The organism is Photobacterium kasasachensis (assembly GCF_050336885.1).
Lineage (GTDB): Bacteria > Pseudomonadota > Gammaproteobacteria > Enterobacterales > Vibrionaceae > Photobacterium > Photobacterium kasasachensis.
The window spans coordinates 299,831-319,089 of the sequence record NZ_JAKJSH010000005.1 but is presented as its reverse complement, the minus strand read 5'-3'; the positions used below and the strand labels follow the sequence as shown (position 1 = coordinate 319,089).

12 protein-coding genes are annotated in these 19,259 nt (G+C 46.0%); 4 read left to right on the top strand and 8 right to left on the bottom strand.

From position 1 onward, the window contains the following. Positions 1-132: 132 nt before the first annotated feature. From L4D19_RS05770 to L4D19_RS05750, 5 genes are all read right to left on the bottom strand, one after another. Positions 133-816: a response regulator transcription factor gene (locus tag L4D19_RS05770; protein ID WP_428451629.1), complete on the bottom strand. Its 684-nt coding sequence runs from the start codon at positions 814-816 to the stop codon at positions 133-135. Next, positions 816-3,962 carry an efflux RND transporter permease subunit gene (locus tag L4D19_RS05765; RefSeq protein WP_428451628.1) on the bottom strand — a complete coding sequence of 1,049 codons (3,147 nt, stop codon included), beginning with the start codon at positions 3,960-3,962 and terminating at the stop codon, positions 816-818. Before L4D19_RS05765 ends, L4D19_RS05770 begins: the two co-directional genes overlap by 1 nt. Continuing rightward, positions 3,952-5,106: an efflux RND transporter periplasmic adaptor subunit gene (locus L4D19_RS05760; protein ID WP_428451627.1), complete on the bottom strand. Its 1,155-nt coding sequence runs from the start codon at positions 5,104-5,106 to the stop codon at positions 3,952-3,954. Before L4D19_RS05760 ends, L4D19_RS05765 begins: the two co-directional genes overlap by 11 nt. Before the next feature lie 5 nt (positions 5,107-5,111). Further along, entirely contained in the window at positions 5,112-6,452 is a 1,341-nt protein-coding gene (locus L4D19_RS05755; protein ID WP_428451626.1) for a TolC family protein, read from the bottom strand. A gap of 201 nt (positions 6,453-6,653) precedes the next feature. Continuing rightward, positions 6,654-7,421 (bottom strand): SDR family NAD(P)-dependent oxidoreductase, encoded by a 768-nt coding sequence (locus L4D19_RS05750; protein ID WP_428451625.1) that lies wholly within the window; start codon positions 7,419-7,421, stop codon positions 6,654-6,656. A 120-nt stretch (positions 7,422-7,541) separates the two neighbouring features. On the opposite strand from L4D19_RS05750, the gene L4D19_RS05745 reads away from it, so the two are divergent. After that, a complete protein-coding gene (locus L4D19_RS05745) occupies positions 7,542-7,889 on the top strand; it encodes a winged helix-turn-helix transcriptional regulator (protein ID WP_428451624.1) in 348 nt (115 codons plus the stop codon). Positions 7,890-8,425: 536 nt separating this feature from the next. On the opposite strand, the gene L4D19_RS05740 is transcribed toward L4D19_RS05745, so the two are convergent. The 3 genes from L4D19_RS05740 to L4D19_RS05730 are packed head-to-tail and all read right to left on the bottom strand — an operon-like array spanning position 8,426 to position 12,841. Next, positions 8,426-8,593: a hypothetical protein gene (locus L4D19_RS05740; protein ID WP_428451623.1), complete on the bottom strand. Its 168-nt coding sequence runs from the start codon at positions 8,591-8,593 to the stop codon at positions 8,426-8,428. A 45-nt stretch (positions 8,594-8,638) separates the two neighbouring features. Next, complete coding sequence (locus tag L4D19_RS05735) at positions 8,639-11,746, bottom strand: efflux RND transporter permease subunit (protein ID WP_428451622.1); 3,108 nt, start codon at positions 11,744-11,746, stop codon at positions 8,639-8,641. Between the two features lie 3 nt (positions 11,747-11,749). Next, a complete protein-coding gene (locus tag L4D19_RS05730; protein ID WP_428451621.1) occupies positions 11,750-12,841 on the bottom strand; it encodes an efflux RND transporter periplasmic adaptor subunit in 1,092 nt (363 codons plus the stop codon). Positions 12,842-12,974: 133 nt separating this feature from the next. Between L4D19_RS05730 and L4D19_RS05725 the strand changes: the two genes are divergently transcribed. The 3 genes from L4D19_RS05725 (at position 12,975) to L4D19_RS05715 (ending at position 19,233) form a co-directional block, all read left to right on the top strand. Further along, positions 12,975-13,910 (top strand): LysR family transcriptional regulator, encoded by a 936-nt coding sequence (locus L4D19_RS05725; protein WP_428451620.1) that lies wholly within the window; start codon positions 12,975-12,977, stop codon positions 13,908-13,910. A gap of 306 nt (positions 13,911-14,216) precedes the next feature. Next, positions 14,217-18,302, top strand: a complete 4,086-nt coding sequence (locus L4D19_RS05720) for a protein kinase domain-containing protein (RefSeq protein WP_428451619.1) — start codon at positions 14,217-14,219, stop codon at positions 18,300-18,302. A gap of 13 nt (positions 18,303-18,315) precedes the next feature. After that, a complete protein-coding gene (locus tag L4D19_RS05715) occupies positions 18,316-19,233 on the top strand; it encodes a hypothetical protein (protein WP_428451618.1) in 918 nt (305 codons plus the stop codon). Positions 19,234-19,259: the final 26 nt, after the last annotated feature.

The following is a 19,259-nucleotide window of genomic DNA, read 5'->3' as shown; positions in this document are numbered from 1 at the left end:
ATTCCGCTGAACTTTCAATACCATTTTCAAAGTATTGGACGAGAAGCTCGGTATAAACGAGCACTGTAAGTAAGGCGATACCGAAAAAATAGGATGTCAGCCTGCTACTGACAGAAAACCTTCTTAGCAACATCATTTTGAACCAATTATCCTGAACCCGTGACCCGAAACTGTTTCTATTAGCTTGGTTGCAAAGGGCTTGTCGATCTTCTGCCTCAACTGGTATATCTGCACTTTTAGGTTATCGCTATCCGGGGTATCTTCCGGCCACAGGGTCTCTTCGATTTCTCTTTTACTGACGACTGACGGGCTTTTCCGCATCAGTATTTCCAGCAGCAGCAAACCGGTAGGCGTCAATTTAACCTCTTGCCCTGCGCGGCTTACCGTTCGAGCTTCATATTCAAAAACAAGATCGCCAACACAGAGCTTTTTCACTTGCCCACTTTTTCGCTTGGCCAAGGCTTTCACTCTCATCGCAAGCTCTTTCATAGCAAACGGCTTGACCAGATAGTCGTCAGTGCCAGCCTCAAAGCCCACCGCTTTATCATCAAGCGTATCCTTGGCCGTCAGCATTAATATTGGCGTGTCATTACCCTCATCCCTTAGCCTTTGGCAGACCGTTACGCCATCAATTCTCGGCAACATGAGATCCAGTAAAATGACATCGAAGTTATTTTTTGCAGCCAGGTTATACCCGTTATGACCATTAAAAGCATGATCACACCGAATGCCCTCAAAACGTAAATATTCAGCAATAGAGAGAGCCAGATCCCTGTCATCTTCTATCAATAGAACGTCAATAATGTGCTCTTTCATTATGCTATATCCATCGTATGGTCTGCTTTCGTCCCCAAGTGGCTTCTACCTGTCAGGCTGATCAAATCTTCACTGAGCATCACAATAGCAGGGATCAAAACCAATGTAATTACGGTGGCAAACAAGATGCCATAACCCATAGATATTGCCGCCGGAATCAAAAACTGAGCCTGTGGTGAAGTTTCGGCCAACAGTGGTGCCAGTCCCGCATAAGTAGTGGTTGAGGTCAGCAGAATCGCCCGCACTCTTCCGGTTCCCGATGCCAATAGCGCGTTGGATACACTTAACCCTGCCGCCCGTTCTCGGTTGTATCGCGAGATAAGTAATAAGCTGTCATTTACCACGACCCCAGATAACGCCAAGATACCAAACAGAGAAAGCAAACTGATTGGGATACCGTGCAACCAATGCCCCAGCAAGGCACCTACAATGCCAAATGGAATGGCACACATAATGACAAACGGTTGTACATAGGACTTAAGCGGAATGGCCAGCAGCGCATAAATGGCTATCGCCGCTACCATAAAGGCACCTTTAAATGATTGGGTAACTTCTTCCTCTTCCTGTTGCTGCCCGGAAATCACGATCTCAAGTCCCTGATGATTAGCCTTTAGCTGATTAAACAACCCACTTTCTAAACGGCCAATGACTTCTGAGGGCGAAATAACGGATTTGTTTACATCCGCGGTGATCACATTCACCCTGCTTTGATTCATCCGTTCAATCGTTGTCGCCACGTACCGGGTCGATATCTCGGCAACGGTACTGAGGGGTACCACTTTTCCATTGGCAAGGCGGATTCTGGCGTACTGAAGATCATCCAGGCTCTGACGCTTCTGAATTGGGTACTGAAGCTTAACTTTTACCTCATTCTCCCCTTTTTGCAGTCGTTGAATCTCATACCCCTGATAGGCCATTCTGATCTGTTCAAGCAACCCTGAGGTTGTCAGCCCCATAGCCATCCCGGCCGGCTTCAGCGCTAAATCGACCTGAACCTGAGCCGCCTTTAAACCGCTTTTAATACCGAACACGCCGTTATATTGCTCGAGCTCTTTTATCAGTGCCTTTCCAGCGCTATCAATAACATGGTTGTCTTTGCTTCTTAGTTCGATACTGATCGCTTTATCCGTGATCATATCTGCGACAAAGTTTACCCGATCAACCCCTTCCAGTGGCGGCACCATAGATTGCCATCGTTCGGCCAGTTCACTGGCAGTGAAAGGCCTCTGGTTATTGGCAGACAGCCCGGCGGTGATCGTGACTGAACTGTCAGACGTAACAACCAGCAGGTGCTGAATAGGTGCCTTTGCCAATGCATATTCTTCGGTCATCTGCTGGTTCAATTCGCCTGATAACTTCTCAACGGTTAACGCCTCCCGCTGCACCAACCCATAGCCCGCATCATCTTCAAACACGATCTCAACGGTAACGAAATCAGCAGAAATTTCTGGGAAAAAGACCGACTTGATCTTGCCTGATAACAGCAGGCCTACAACAAAAATAAACACCGAAACGAAGATCGCCAATACCGCATAACGGTACTTAAGCACGACGGACAAAAAAGGCTTATACACCTTGAATGTAAAGCGATTCAGACCGGAGGTAACGCTACTCTGAATTCGATTCCACAGTGAGGCCTGATCACCCTCCCCCATGGCAGGCGACATTTTCATATGCGCAAGGTGAGATGGCAGGATCAGCTTCGACTCGATCAATGAAAACAGCAAACAAAACGCAGCAGCATAAGCAAACTGAGCAAATATCTTACCCAAGTCTCCCTCTATCAGGGCCATCGCCAAAAAAGCCACCATGGTTGTCAGAACACCAAATGTCGTCGGCGTCGCTACCTTATTGGCGCCCGATATGGTCGCCTGCAATGTGGCTCCGTGTTTTTCACGCTCATCATAAATACTCTCACCGATAACAACAGCATCATCAACCACAATACCCAAGGCAATGATAAATCCGAACGTTGTCAGCTCATTTAACGTCAACCCAAACAGCGAGTCTCCCATCAGGGTCACGGCGCCAGCAAAAATGACGGGCAGTCCGAGGCCAACCCAGAAAGCCACACGTACATTGAGGAACAGAGCCAGTAAGGCGATAACCATCGCAATCCCCTGGACACTGTTATTAAGCAGCAACGACAGCCTATCCTTGATTGGCTCACTCCTATCATTCCATAACTCAAGATTAACCCCGGCCGGCAATGTTCTCTGGTAATCGCTCACAGTACGCTTAACGGCTTCGGCGACACGTGTAATATTCGACTTGCCATACATCTTGATATCAAGGCCGACAGAGCTTTGGCCGTTATACCGGGTTAGATCATTCTTATTGCTAAAATCATCTTTGATCGTGGCAATATCTGCCAGACGTATCCGCTGTCCGTCGCGGGTTTGCCTGATCAGAATGCTAGAGAACTCCTTGGCACTGTATCTCTGTTGCTCCGTTTTGAGGATCAGCTTTCCGTCCGGTCCCAATAGCTCTCCCCCGGTATCAGTGACAGAGGCAGCATTGATCTTGTTGGCAATTTCGGCCATCGACAGGCCGAGTGCCTGTAGTTGGGCCTCATCCACTTCAATCGTGATCTCCGGCGTTTTTCTTCCTATATAATCAACCCGCTGAATTTCAGCACTCTTTAATAGTTTCCCTCTTAAATCTTCGGCATATTCCTGCAAAACCCCACCGGTAACATCGCCAAAAAGGTTGATTGTCATCACGCCTTCCAGCTCTATTTCTCTGCTGATAACAGGCCGCTCAGCGCGTTTGGGCAGTGTACTAATCGCATCAACCTTTGCCTTGATATCCCGATAGAGGATATCCAAATCATATCCGCTGGACTTAGTAACAGTAACCGTAACACCGTCGCCATTAGAGGTGCTTTGTATTGTTTTTATCCCTTCAACACCTTGAAGAGACTCTTCAATTTTGACAGCAATACCTTCTTCGGCAGATTTAGCCGATCCACTGGAATAATCAACACTAATCGTGACATTGTTTGGCGGTATTTGCGGAAAACCCTCAACCCGGATGTTCCACAAGGTACTGATCCCTGCAACAAGGATAAGGATCATCAACAAGTTCGCAGCCACTGAATTATGGGCAAACCAGGCAATAATGCCTCGTGAGGTATTATTCTGCATACAGGTCCTCCACCATCACGGCGGCAACCTTCATTCCTTCGACATAACTCGAAAGCGGCTTTCGCACCAGGTTCACAAGATCAGGTAAATTATCCCTTGCCACGCCTACATACGTGTTGCTGTTAAACAAGGCTGACACTTTGTGCTTAACCAGTTTCTGATCCTGTTCGAGCCAGATGAAACCGTCTGCCGTGACAGATGAAGCAGGAATATTAAACGTATCTTTTTGCTCTTTACCCAGCAGCTGAACCTTTACAAAACTCCCCAACAACAGTGGTGTTTCTTGCTCTAATGGCTTGGCAACCTTAATCGTCAGGTTGCGCGTCCGGTTGTTTTCGTCAATAACCAAGGCAAGGCTGTCAATCTTTCCGCTCCACTGCTGCTGAGGATTATAAGTCGACCGTATAGACACGTTTGTATTGTGCAAACTGTCAGGCAATTGCTGCCACTCCCTTTCTGACAAGGCAACCTTAATTTCTGCCGTGTCGATAGATTTCATCTGGGCAACATTGCTTCCCGGAGACAAATAAGTCCCGAGAGTTGCTGTTCGAGCAGTGATCACGGCATCAAACGGCGCATAGATAAGGGTATTGGAAAGGTTGCTCTGTGCGTAGGCAACTTGCTCTTTTGCTGCTTTATATTGGGTTTGTGCAATCTCCAGCTGTGGCCTTCTCAAGGCAAGATCACTTGGCTGCTCGCCTATTTCGGATCGCTTCCAGTCTTTTTGGGCGCGTTTATGCTTTCTTTGCTCCTGCTGCAAGGTAAGGTTGGCATCCGCCAGTGCTTTCTTCGCATTTGCCAACGCGACCCGGTAATTTGAATCTTCGAGACGAAGAAGCAAGTCCCCTTTTCTTACCTTGCTCCCCACGACAAATTGTTCGGATTTCCACACTACCTGACCGGATGCCTGACTCAGCAAAGTCAGATCTTCCGTCGCTTTAACTTCACCAAAAGCCTCTATCAATCCGGAATAATTACCGACACTGACTTGCTGAACCGTCACTCTTGGCAACGGTAGCTGCTCTTTGCGCGTCACAACCTCCGGCTGGTTGCTTATTGCGTAGTCGGTATAAAACAGTGTGAGCGGAATAGATAAAACCGCCAGCAGGCTTACGGTGACTAGGTTTAAGTTTGGCTTTTTCACTGGTGTTATACCCCCATTCCCAACGCAAGGCCCAACGTGATTCGGTTAGAAAGCCGTGCTTGTTCTGTCTCTAGCAATTGAATGTGTGCCTGAAAGGCAGCCTGTTTGGCGGCAAGTAGAGATAGGATCCCGCTTACGCCATCCTGATAGCGAACCTGGTAGTTTCGCATGCTGGACTGAGAGAAGTCGTACGCTTGCTGCAGGTATTCTTGCTGTCTGAGCAAAGAGGCTTCATTGTCCATGGCGTTTTCAACTTCGGTTATCGCAGTAAGCAAGCTGTTTTGATAGGCAAGGTAGCTACTTTCGGCTTTTAGCTCGGCAATTTCTGCATTGCTTTTTAATCTCCCCCTGTCGAACAGCGGCGCGGTGATCCCGCCAATCAAGTTCCAGACCGAAGAGTTTTCCAGCAACTGATTCATGCTCGTACCGGAGCGACTTATCGATGCCGTAAGGGTAAATTTCGGCAGCAGTTCTTTATAAGCTACTGCAGCATTCTTATCTGCAGCAACAATTCTCTGATAGGCGGCAATCAAGTCTGGTCGCGAACCAATGAGATCGCCTGAAAGCTGTTTCGGAGGTGACGATATCTGTGGCAAGTCTGCCGGAACTCCCTCTACCTCGGTACCAGTTTGGCTGCGTAGCACATTCAGGTTTCGCAACGCCTGGCTCTGGCTGTGGATCCGTGCCTCTTGTGTAGCCCTGACTCTGGCGGTCGCCGCCCGCGCCGCATCAAGATCGGCCAACTCCTTGGTACCATCAACAACCTGCTCCTTGATGATTTCCTCGGTGCTGACCAGATTGGCAATCCACTGTTTTTCAACCTCAATGATCTTTGCCCGGTAACTGATATCGAGCCAGGCCTGGATAACTCTTGCAGCCAGTGAGTTTCTCGCATATTGATAGTCAAGCTCGCTGGCTTGCGTATTGGCCATAGCCGCATCACTGACATCCGCTAACCTTCCCCACACATCCAGCTCCCAGCTCATATCCAGTGTGAGCGTCTGCTGCGAGGTGGTTTGCCCCTGCTTGGAACGCTGACCTTCAAACTTGGCGTTCACCGTGGGACGATCATTAATATCAGCCTGATATTGCAGCAACCGGGCTTCTTCAAGACGAATGGCGGTACGTCGCAAGTCATAGTTTACAGCCAACGTCTGCTCGACGAGTCGCACCACGGATTCTTGCTCGATCAGGGCCAGCAACTGGCTCGGGAATTCAGCATTTACATACTCATCAGCAGCCTGCCAGTTGGCCGGAATATCTACCTCAGCTTCTCGCTCAGAAAACGGTTGATTTGAATTGATAGTGCTACAACCGCCTAATAGCACCACAAGAGACAAAGACATCACTGCCTTCGTAAGATTAAACCCTTTCATCATGATCCCTGAAGCTAACGATAGAGGGTTTATATAGGGTTAAGAGTAAATGATGGGTGAATACAGATGTCTGTGCACAGGTCTAGATGGGTAATGAAGAATAACCGAACAGGGAGGCTCGACCTTCTCCCTGCTCTATTCAGTATCAGTGTGCAGTTGTAAGAAGGGAGATCAGTTCCTGCCTGCCATCACCCCACCGTCAACATCCCAGATAGCACCAGTCACCCACAGCGCTTGCTCAGACAGTAAAAAAGCGATGGTTTGGGCAACCTCATCGGCTTTACCAACCCGGCCAATAGGATGAAAATCGTTAAAGCCTTCCAATGCCTCGTCAACGTCTGCCGGGTCAATAAACGCCTCATAAATAGGTGTTTTAACGACTGCCGGCGACACTGCATTCACCCTGATACCGACATCGGCCAGCTCCATGGCCATATGCTGTGTTAAGGCATGCAGGCCAGCCTTGGCCATAGAGTAAGCGGAAGATGGCGTGGCCTTGATCGCCTGCTGTGCCCACATCGAACCAATATTGACGATATTACCGCCACCATGACGTGACATATTCGTTGCCACGGCCTGTGAGATAACAAACATCGCTTTGTTCAATCCCATGTAGGTCTCATAGTCATCCTCACTGTGCTCAATAAAAGGCTTAGGGCTGAAATACCCGGCTGCATTGACCAAATAGCCGACCTTGGTCTCTGGCTTGTTAATGTACGCAAGTAGCTTTTTCAGGCTTTCTTTATCATAAAGGTTCACCTGAATGGCTGAAGCCTGTCCGATAGCCTTAAGTTCTTCAAGCGCCTGCTCTAATTTGGCTTCATTATTACCAATAATCACTACCTCTACACTATGCTTTGCCAATACTTTTGCGGTCTCGAAGCCCATTCCGCTTGACCCGCCAACAATTAACGCAACACCTGTCTTATTAAAATCCATAGCCTTTTCTCCGCTCTTGATTCACTTTGTCTCGATTAGATGGTTTAATCTTATGCCTGCCCATAGCTTGCTGAAAAGTGGGCACAAATTGGTTAGGTAGGCACTTTTTGGTACATCTTTATGAATACAAATGAAAAAAAATTCTCGAGAAAATCATCCCCGGCGAAGTCGGCCCGGATGGTCGAGACTATTTACGGTTGCAAGTGGTCGCTTACCGTTTACCAACTTCTAGCTAACGGTATTAACCGCCCGGGAGAAATGGTACGCAGTGCGGAAGGACTCAGTACGAAAGTACTCAATGACTGCCTGAAGAGAAATGTGGAGTTTGGCATTCTCGAACGTATTGCCTATAACGAACTTCCGCCAAGGGTAGAATACAAGGTGACCCCATTTGGTATGAAGTTCATCCGAATACTGGATGAGTTAGAAAAGCTGCAAGATGAGATCGATGCAAACAGCCAGCCTTAAATACCCTTCGAGCCTTCGAAAGGATGAACCAGCGCTCTTCAACTAGAAAATATCCCATACCTAGTTGTAATGAGCGTTTCTAGTGATGCCATTCTGAAATCGTTACTATAAAAGAAATACAGAGTTTCATCTATCAACAACAATTTTCAGCTTGTACTATATTTTCTCAGTAATACTTCATAGAAGTTTTATGATTAACTGCTATTAGATAACCTTTAATCCATCACAACATAAATGGTTTTATTACAGGCAAAAAAAAGCTGGGCATCCGGCCCAGCAAAGAAAGAAATAACAATAACAATTAGCAGTGGCTCCTATGAAGCCTTGAAAATAAATATAGCATCGTAATATTGAATCTTAGCTGAACATAAACATGCTTATTGCAACATCCATCAACAATAACAACAGAAAATAAGATCCCTTTAAATTTAACAACTTAAAAACAAAGGCACTTAATGATAGATATTTTTAGTATAAAAAACATCCATCATCGAACAGATATCAAACAAGCATTCAAATACGATATTAAACAAATTTTATAGATGGATTTTGGGTGGTTCAACTACTACCTGAACCTGAGGAATATCTCTTGCAAAATATGTTTCCAAATACCCTGACAAACAAAAGCCAATAATAGAAGGTACTATGACAACAAAAGCAAAGACTATAACGCGAAATGCAATGGGCATAATTACTTGCTTCATTTTTTCTTCCTAGTTAATAAAGAGGGGAGTTACCCCTCTTATTAATTACTGAACGGAAGCCATTTCCAAATTTTCATCAATCGATGGCTGCTGATTTGGTATATGGAAGATCATTGCGTAACTTACTGGAAGTACCACCAATGTCAGTATGGTTGCAAAACCCAACCCGAACACAATGGTTACTGCCATTGCGGTAAAGAACGGGTCAAAAAACAATGGAATCATCCCTAGCATTGTCGTACTTGCTGCCATACAAACAGGACGAACACGACTTACCGATGAATCAAAAACAGCCTCATACATACTCTTGCCTTCGGCAAGCTCAACATTGATCTGATCAACCAATACAATACCGTTTTTGATAATCATCCCGCTCAAGCTCAACATACCTAAAATTGCCATAAAGCTAAGCGGAGCGTTAAACAGTAACAAGCCGGATGTAATACCAATCATTGCCAGCGGTACATTGAACCAAATCACCAATGGCTTTCTCACTGAGTTAAACAGCACCACGGTGATCAAGAACATGGCTAGATATCCCATAGGTAACGAACTGAAAATACTCGCCTGAGCATCTCGGGAGGTTTCATATTCTCCCCCCCACTCCAACTCGTAACCTTCTGGCAAAGCAATCGCCTCTACCTTATCGCGAATTTTACGCAGCGATGAGTCAGACGTCTCGCCACTGTCCAACCCTGGATCAGCCAGCACCGATATCATTCGCTTACGATCACGGCGCATGATCAGCGGGTTTTCCCATTCAGTCTCGAAATCACTGACTACCTGAGTCACTGGGACAAAAGCAGTGTTTTCTGTACTCCATACCTGAAGTTTCAACAAACTATCAGCGTCCAAACGCTCCTGTTCGGGCGCACGAGCAACAATCGGCATCAGATGACTCTGCTCACGATATGTGCCGACCGATTTACCACTGAAGTTAATCAATAACGCATTGTCGAGATCTTGCTTGCTGATCCCCACTTCCCTTGCCTGAGCAGGGTTTAATTGTGGTCGAACAACGGATACCTGATTGCGCCAGTCATGACGAATATTGGTAATAGATGGCTCATCCCTCATGATTTTTTCTGCCTGCGCAGCTAACTGGCGAAGCACAATCGGATCTTCTCCGTAAAAACGGGCTTCGATTTTCGCCGCAGGTGTCGGACCGTTTTCCAACATCTTGACCCGGAAATGGGCTTTAGGGTAATTATCATTCAGATACGCCGTCAATCCAGGCATTGCAGCCACCTGTGATTCCCGGTCATTCATTTCAATAATTAACTGCGCATAAGCCGCATACCCTTTTTCAGGCGTATAAGGTAATACGAATCGCTGCGAGCCCTGGCCTATCACAGAGGTCAGATTCTTCAATCCCATATGATGCTGCTGATCATATGCCATCAACTCTTTTTCTAATTCACTGACAAACGCTTCTGTACCGCGAGTATCTGTTCCTTCCTGCATCCAGACATCCACAAAGAAAATCGGGGTATTGGACGGTGGGAAGAACACATTTTTGACATATCCCATCCCGAACAAGGCAGCAACCAGCATCGCAATCACAGTCGAGATAGTCAGTACGCGAAAACGCATGGCAAAGGTCAAAATTCCGCGGTAGGCATTAAAGAACCAGCCTTTATACAGCTCCTGAGGCTCATCGCCGCTGGTGTTGCCATCCTTAAACAGCAAATAGCAGAAGAACGGCGTAATCGTAATCGCAGTGATCCAGCTGATAAATAGCGAAATCAACAGTACTTTGAACAATGATGCACAAAACTCACCGGTTGCATCTTGAGACAAGCCTATCGGTGCAAACGCCAGGATGGCAATTACGGTCGCGCCAAGCAATGGCCACTGGGTTTGCTTTACCACATCACCTGCGGCTTCCAATCGTGTCTGGCCCCGCTGTATGCCAATCAGAATACCTTCGGTTACCACGATGGCATTATCAACCAGCATCCCGAGCGCAATGATCAATGCCCCCAGAGAGATAATTTGAAGCTGTATCCCCAGTACATTCATCACGATGAAGGTACCAAAGATGGTCAACAACAATACCGCTCCCATTAGCAGCCCGGAACGGAGCCCCATAAACACCAGCAGAATAACAATAACAATAGCAACTGACTGGCCAAGGTTCACCAAAAATCCAGTGACCGAGACATCCACCACGGCCCCTTGGTCATAGACAGTATTCAATACCATCCCCATTGGCAGACGGCTCTCAAGCTGCTCGATTTTATCGGCTATCGCCTTGGAGACATCAACGACATTTACTCCGGTGCTGAACGAAATGCCCAGCGACAGTGCACGCTCTCCCATGTTGCGGTACAACAAGTCTGGCGTTTCTGTCACCGTTTTATAGACTTTGGCAATATCACCCAGATAAACCAGATCGCCTTTACCCGGAGGGCTGACCAACAGGCGCTCCATCTCTTCCACGCCTGAAAACTCACCCGTAGGATGAATCCGGATCCGGCCGTCACCAATTCGAATCTTACCGGCGTTAGAAACGACATTCTGTGTCTGGATCAAGCTGTATATATAATTCTGATCCAGCCCCATTGCGGCAAGCTTCTGCTGGCTGATTTCAACAACAACCTGCTCCTGCGGTCCGCCAACCACAGAGACTTTCTTTACGCCATCGATCAATACCAGCTCACGGCGCAGGAAATCGGCATAGTTCTCAAGCTCGCGATAGGTATACCCTTCACCTTTGATGTTCATCAGAATACCAAATACATCGGAGTAATCATCAATGACCATAGGCGGTACGACACCCGGCGGCAGTTTTACAACAGCATCATTCACCTTGCGGCGTAACTCATCCCAAATCTGCGGCAGCATGGTCACGTCATAACGCTCCTGCATTTCCACTTCAATCTGGGACAGCCCGGCACTGTTTATCGATGTGATGTGTTTTACCTGCTGCATCTGCTGAATGGCATCTTCCAGCGGCAGCGTCACTTCTTCTTCTACCTGTTCCGGCGAGGCGCCGGGGTACGGCGTAACAACCAGCGCACTTTTAAGGGTAAACTCCGGAAATTCCAGCTGGCCAAGCCCCGTAAATGAAACAGCCCCGCCAATTAACATCAGCAAGACAAACATCCAGCTGATCACTTTGTTCTTAATACTGTAATGAGCAACATTCATGGATTAAACGCCCCGCTCCCAACGAAGTGGTTTCACATCCATATCCTGCTTTAACACACTGGCCCCGACAGCGACGATCTGATCGCCTTTATTGATGCCAGACAGTACTTCAATTCCCTTCGCACGTACCTGTCCGAGTGTTACTTCTACTGATTCCAGCTTCTGGTTTTCCGCATTGTAGCGCCATACGCTAGTTTTCTGTTTTTCGTCACTTCGAAATATGGCGCTCTGGGGCAACACGGCTATAACTGAGCTCGTCTCCTGGTTCATTACCGCCATATCAAGTAACAGCTCGGCACTCATGCCCGGTAAGACATTGAGGCTTTCCGGACGAACAAGGTTAAATACCACCTCGTAAGTCTGGGTACCTGGGCTAACCTTGCTGGCATGTTCTTTATAGTTAACCGGGTAAAGGCTGTTCTGTGATCCGAAACGAACCAGAGGCTGATACTCTTCGCTAAGACCGTTGTCGTTCAGCGTCAGTAACAAGGATTCCGGCACCTGAATTTGCACATCTAACTGCTTGTCTCCCTGAAGTGAGACAACCACCTGCGTCGGCTGGATCATCTGATGGTTATCCAGAGCGACCTTCGCGACAATACCGGAAAATGGTGCGGTCAGGCGTGTATAGTCAAGCTGGTCACGAGCCGCTGCCAATGCCGCCTTTGCTGACTTTAGTGTGGCTTTGGCTGTATCGTATTCCGCCTTGGAGATCAGCTTGCGTTTATAGATCTCTTCTTTACGCTTAAAGTCGACGGCTGCCAGTTCATAATTGGCTTCCGCATCCATTAAGGCATTCTTGGCATCACGATCATCCAACAGCGCCAATAGCTGGCCCTTTTTCACTTTTTGCCCTTCAATCAGGTCAAGGTTGACTAACTCACCACCGATTCGAAATGCTAAATCAGCCTGCTGGCTGGCCGCTACTCTGGCCGGGAAAATTCGAGTCTGTTGGCTAGATGCATCTCCGATAGTCATGAGCTTTACCGGACGCGTTTTATCTTCTTGTGGGGCTGCACTTTCAGCAAAGCCACACCCTGTAAGAAGAGTGCTTGATATCAGTAAAGCGAGAGCGCTCAAAGAGGCTGATTTCATAAAAGTCTTTCCATTTTTGTGATTTCTCTAACGATTCTATCGTGCTAGAGTGTTCATAAATACAAGACGATTAAGGACTCTCGGTTCCGATATTCGGGACGATGGTCAATTTAATACGAATTAGGAATACAAAGTGAAGACGGAAGACCTCAAACTATTCCATCAAATAGTAGAAACCGGCAGTATGAGCCAGGCTGCAAAAATCCTTAATTTGCCAAAATCAAGTATCAGCCGACGCTTAAAAGGGCTTGAAGATGAGCTAAATTTACAGCTGTTTCACCGACAGAACCGTTCGATATTGCTAACCGAGGCCGGTAACATTCTTTATGAAAACTCCAAATCCGCTCTTAACCAGCTCGAACTCAGTATAGAAAAAGCCACAGCACCTAAGCAGGAAATCACTGGTCATCTGCGTATTCAGGTACTACCTCTTCCTAACCTGCTCAACATTGGCAGCACGATTTTCAAGTTTATGGATCGTCACCCGAAACTCACTGTCGAGGTTATCAGCAGCACTGAGGATAAAAACTTAGTGAACAATCACATTGATGTGGCGTTTCGCATCGGTGAAAAGATAGATGAGCCAAACCTCATCGCCCGCCCTTTTATCTCCGCTCACCTGGGACTATATGCAAGCCCAGACTACATTGAGACACACGGGTTACCGACAAGTTTTGCTGATCTTGATAATCATAACGTTATCCGCTTTCGCTTTCCCGACGGCCATATCCTTGAACGCCTACCTATTGGCAAAGAACCTGAATTACTGGAAGTTTCCGGTGATCTGATCATGAACAGCATGCCGTTAATCATTGAAGCCTGTATCCTTGGCAGAGGCATTAGTTATGTGCCAGAGCAACTCGCCAACCGTTATGTTGAGCATGGGGAGTTAATCCGATTATTCGACCATATTGAGCCTTTTGTCGGCCATGGCTGGATGGTTTATCAGCCACTAGCCAATCTCTCACTCGCAGCCAGAACATTTATCGACTTCGCACTAGCGGAAATGGAAACCAGCGCTGACTTCTGCAGCTCGGATTCTGAAGTACTGGACAAGCTGTTGATTTAAGAACTCAACTAGGATGCGTACTACCGGGGGACTTCCAGAGCTCATTCAACTGCAGGGCAAGCCTCAACAGATGCCTTGTCCTACACAAGTTCAACGACCTCCAAAACACATCTGCTCCAATGCGCTACGAAAATAACGCACTTAACGTTCAAACAATCATCCAAAAAAATCACATTCTTAACACTTCATCACAAAACCGTTAGTGGTTATGCACCTGGTTTTGTACTATGCAACACTGTTAGCTATAACTCAGTCAAAGCTATCCAATTAGAGATTAACGAATCAGTGGCTTTCAAGAGCGATATCATGAATCAAGCGCAAGGAACATTTAATACTATAGAAGATCGCTTTTGTTCTACTAACTACACCATCTTAGAGAAAATTGGTGAAGGCGGTTTCGGACAAGTTTATAAGGCAAGGCAAATACGCACTCAAAAACTTGTCGCGATCAAGTTTCTAAGATTGAATGAAGCTGAGTCTCAGCAGAAGAAGCAAAGGAGCATCGCACGCTTTAATAGAGAGTGTGATCTGGTGCGTCGCCTTAATCATCCGAATATTGTTTCTCTCATTGATAAAGGCCAGCAGGGTGATGGACTGCTATACGCCGTTTACGAATATGTCGATGGTGAAACACTAAAGGATCATTTGGACTCTCAAGGTCCGCTACTACCTACAGATGCTGCGGAAATCATGGCCTGCGTCCTTGATGCATTAGCTCATGCCCATGAACTAGGTATTGTTCACAGAGACATTAAGCCAGCCAACATTATGCTATTTAAAGTTGGGGCTAAGCTGCATGTTAAAATCCTCGACTTTGGTATCAGTACACTTAAAAGCGATGCCAAGCAAACTGACTTTCAAACGCTGACCTTAAATGATGAAGTGCTCGGTACCCCCAAATATAGTGCTCCAGAACAGCTAAGAGGAGAACCATCGCTACCTCAAACTGACATATATGTTTGGGGACTCGTATTTATCGAGTGCTTAACTGGCGTCTCAACGATTAAAGGCACTAGCGCTGCAACGGTATTTTACCATCAACTCAGTTCTACCAATGTTCCCTTAGGCATCTTAGCTGGGCATCATTCAGCATCATTTTTTAGACGTGTACTGCATAAAAAAGCCCTTGAACGCCCGGGAAATACTGTCGACTTATATAACGAGTTTCAAAAACTCAATTTCTCCGACCTAGTACCTTCCTCTGCCAAGCTAAACAATGAGGCGGGCGCTCATGCAACAGAAATTCTCGCGACTCAAACGGGAACCTACTCATCAACTTATTCTCGGTTTATTGAACGAAAACAAATCTCTGCACTGTGTGTCATTTTGTCAGAGCCAGAAGGTACACCTGATTACATTACCTATGAAAAGCAAGACATCATTGAAATGCTTTTAGCTGACCAACATCACCAATGTGTAGACATTGCATTGCGTTATGGAGCAAGCCAAGTGGGTACAATTGGCGACACCACTCTATTCTATTTTGGCTACCCTGTCGTGAGTGACAATGACAGCCGCCTCTGTGCGAGAGCTGCGCTCGACATCTGGAATAACTTAAACAGTAAACAAGAACAGCTGTTTGAAAAGCACGGCGTGAATCTAGAGCTAAGAATTGGGCTCACAAAAGGAATGATGCGAAGCATTGGCGGAAATATTCCAGAAGGAAGAGTAGCAACAGATGCCATGTCTTTAGCTAGAAATGCAAAGCCAGATGAGATCGTTTGCTCTGCCCAGTTTCAAGGCATGCTCAGCGAGCAACTTATATTCGAACCACAAGAAGGTGTATCAGTACCTTCATCATTGCAAAAATATTTTCTCAAAGGCGAACGATTCTCCGAATCTTTCGGCTTTTTGCGCACTGTCAAATCCCACGGGGCAATGTTTGGTCGGCAAGATGTCTTCGATAAACTGTCATTACTAGATAGCCCTAGCAGCACCACGCCTCTCTTCCACTTACACGGAGATGCTGGTATCGGTAAATCTCGTCTCCTGTTGGGACTCAAAGAGAGCTACAAAAATACAAGCGTGGTGACACTCCAGTGCTTACCTGAGTATAAAACAAACGCCTTATACCCGATTTTAAACCTCATCACCGCGTATTTTGATCTCAACAGTCCCGAAGCGGATCGCCACTTAACTCAGGCAATGAGCTCTCTATCAGCACCTTTGGTTGAAAGAGAAAACTGCACAGCTATTTTGTGGGCATGGCTTCAGCCATACTCCCGTCTCAGTACCTACAGTGCACAGCTGATAAATCACTCTCTTGATAATCTCTCTCTTAATGAACAAAAAAAGCTGTTGTTTATTGCTGTTTCGCATCTTCTCTGTTTAATCAGTAGAGAGAAGCAAAGTGGCGGTCATAGAACATCGACACTCTTTGTGTGTGAAGATCTGCACTGGGCTGATGCGACAACAGTCGAGTTTATTCATTATTTTGTGGCCTCCGACTGGTTAGCAGAACATCATATTCACTGGCTAAATAGTTCGCGTAATCCACTTCCTGGCGCGCTCGTCGAGTCAAACTGCTCAATAGTTGAACTAACTGCACTTACAGAATCCGACTGCCACAGCTTCATTCGGTATTTGCTTGATAACCAACCCGTGAGTAAAAAAGTCGAAGACTTACTTACCGAACGAAGCGATGGTAACCCTCTCTTCCTTGAAGAATTAGTTACTTACTCCCAAAGAAATGCGCTCATAAAAAAAGTAAATGGTCAGCTGGACTTTGTAGTCTCTGAACCTGAGTCGCGGGTACCCGAAAACCTAAGAGAGTCATTACAGCAAAAGCTGGATGGGCTTGTGTTCGCTAAAGACACGGCTCAACTCGCTGCAGCGATTGGTAGAACGTTTAGTGAGCGGTTGATTCATGCAGCGTCTGACAAAGATGCAATCCAACTACAATCTGATTTAGAAGAACTTCAGAGAGCTCAATTAATCTACATTCAGCGCAATATAGACGGTAACCAATATCAATTTAAGCACGCACTCGTTCGTGATGCCGTTTATGAAAGCACGACCATACAACCAACAATCCATAGCCACATTGCAAGTGCCATGGAACAAGATTTCAATACTGGGGAATACTCTTCGGCCATAGTTGCAGAGCAATGGGCAAAAGCCCAGCGCCCTAGCCTTGCGGTACCGTACTACTTACAAGCGGGAGAACAATCTTCCCACTCGTCTATCGTGGAAGATGCAATTATCTATTATGAAAAAGCGCTCGCTCTCTCTAGCGAGGAGATTTCTGAACACGTTTCAAAGAAGACAAAAATACAAGCGCTTATTGGTTTAAGTGATAATTTGGTTCGACTGGCCAAACATACCCAAGCTCGTCAGCATTACCTTGCTGCTATTGAAGAAAGCTGTGATGAAGACAACTTACTAAAAGCAAGTTTGTTCCTAAATTATGGCAAGTCTCTGGAAACTCACCACTTGCATGAACAAGCTATAGAAGCCTACTTGACTGCAGAGTCGTTATTAAATGCTGACATGTTAGCCGATAAATACTGGCATCAAATGTGGTTGTCTGTGCAAATGGCAAAGCTCTATGTCTTTTATTGGCGCAACCAGTTACAGGATATGCTCAGCGTCATCAACCTCATTGAAGAAAACGTAGTCGACTTCGACAACCCTACAGCTAAAGCAAAGTTCTATGATGCCAAATTACAGTATGAATTTCGTCACACTCGCTATGCCTTAACGAGACAACATGTGGAATTGGCAAAACATGCCTTTATCGCATCTCAGGAAACAGAGGACTATCCGCTACAAAATAACTGCCTGTTTACTTTTGGCTTTACCTGCTTATTTAGCCAGCAATATACAGACGCTCAAAAGTACTTAATACAAGCACTGAATAATGCAACTGAATATGCGGATACTACGCTGAAGACTCGCTGTTTAGCTTATCTAACCGTACTGTTTCGACTCCAAGGGAATAGAATAGAAACTCGCCAATACTTAAGTCAGGCGAAAGAGTTTGCTCAAAACTCGGGTATGGATGACTATATTGCGATAGCAAATGCCAACGAAGCGTGGCTCGCTTACAAGGATGGTGACTATAAACACAGTCAGACACTAATAAAACAATGCAACCATATTTGGAAAGCATTATCGAATGAATTTCCATTTCCTCTGCAATGGTTGGCTTTACTTATTGAGCTCGAACTTATCGCCAGTTCAGTGTCTTTTATTTCCCAAGATATCACCCACCATCGTGTCATTAATATAATCAAAACCCTACTTGATTCGAGCCAACACGCACTACCGGAATCAGTTATTAGCCCATTAAAGGAGGCCATTAATAGTAGAAACATCATAGGCAAACAAAAGTACTGCCAGCAGTCTGTATTATTGGCATTAAATCATGCAAAAACGCTAGGTTATCTATAAACAAGGATAAATTATGGAAAAACTATCTTTAGAAGAGCTGCAAAATGAGTTAAGCCCATACATTGATGAGAATGGAAACCTTACTCTCCGCTCGCAAGATATCTATGTGATAAGAAAAGATGGGAAACGAGCAACTCTTATCAATCACAAAGACTATACCGCCAAAGAGATTAAGCGAATTGAATGGTGCTATAGTGAAACGGATTACCATTTTTTCTTTGGCTCTCAGAATCAGGGACAGAAGTTACAGCAGATTAACATCATTGGCCCTGCACTTACCAAAATCGTTCCTTGGAACCTAGAGAAGGCTCAGTGCCCGGCAGGAATTAATCGCGACGACTTAAAGCCGGGCTATTTGCTCGATTTGCGCGTTTTGCAACTAAACAGACTACGTGCTCCGCTACGTGAAAGTTCTCAACCTTCATTTGTTCCGGATACTCCAATCAGTCATTTAGAGCCTAAATCAGACCAGCCAATAGTGAGCTTTGCCAATGACCACATACCCACTTCAGCTTTAGAGCAACTCAAAGAGGCTGTTGGCGAGAACCTCTACATCGTATCCTACGTCAATCCTTTGATGGTAAGAGACGATAACGAATTTTACCCTTACCATATTCACTATCTCAGTACTGATGACCTTGATCGCTTAGATGCTTTAAATCTTGAGGCTGGAAATCAACAGGATCTAAACGAATTGCAACAGGCCATCTCAGAGATGAAGGCCACGATTCACAATCACCGCGATGATATCATCCCCTACATGGAGTCGATAAAAGAGCAGAGTAACACGCTCACGGCACAGTCTTTGGCTCGCTATTATCGCGATGCCGGCGTCCAGGTCGGTGCCGTTAATCCTAAAGATGTTCAAGAAGAGAGCCTTCTTGTTGGAACCGTCTGTACGGTAGCTAACCTCCAAAGCTTCCTTAAATAGCAAGTAGCAATAGAACAAATAGCCAA

What these genes read in the sequence shown, in the direction of transcription:
- L4D19_RS05745 (WP_428451624.1), top strand. Translation starts at nt 7,542, where the DNA reads ATGAATACAAATGAAAAAAAATTCTCGAGAAAATCATCCCCGGCGAAG.
- L4D19_RS05770 (WP_428451629.1), bottom strand. Translation starts at nt 816, where the DNA reads ATGAAAGAGCACATTATTGACGTTCTATTGATAGAAGATGACAGGGAT.
- L4D19_RS05730 (WP_428451621.1), bottom strand. Translation starts at nt 12,841, where the DNA reads ATGAAATCAGCCTCTTTGAGCGCTCTCGCTTTACTGATATCAAGCACT.
- L4D19_RS05750 (WP_428451625.1), bottom strand. Translation starts at nt 7,421, where the DNA reads ATGGATTTTAATAAGACAGGTGTTGCGTTAATTGTTGGCGGGTCAAGC.
- L4D19_RS05720 (WP_428451619.1), top strand. Translation starts at nt 14,217, where the DNA reads ATGAATCAAGCGCAAGGAACATTTAATACTATAGAAGATCGCTTTTGT.
- L4D19_RS05715 (WP_428451618.1), top strand. Translation starts at nt 18,316, where the DNA reads ATGGAAAAACTATCTTTAGAAGAGCTGCAAAATGAGTTAAGCCCATAC.
- L4D19_RS05765 (WP_428451628.1), bottom strand. Translation starts at nt 3,962, where the DNA reads ATGCAGAATAATACCTCACGAGGCATTATTGCCTGGTTTGCCCATAAT.
- L4D19_RS05755 (WP_428451626.1), bottom strand. Translation starts at nt 6,452, where the DNA reads ATGTCTTTGTCTCTTGTGGTGCTATTAGGCGGTTGTAGCACTATCAAT.
- L4D19_RS05740 (WP_428451623.1), bottom strand. Translation starts at nt 8,593, where the DNA reads ATGAAGCAAGTAATTATGCCCATTGCATTTCGCGTTATAGTCTTTGCT.
- L4D19_RS05735 (WP_428451622.1), bottom strand. Translation starts at nt 11,746, where the DNA reads ATGAATGTTGCTCATTACAGTATTAAGAACAAAGTGATCAGCTGGATG.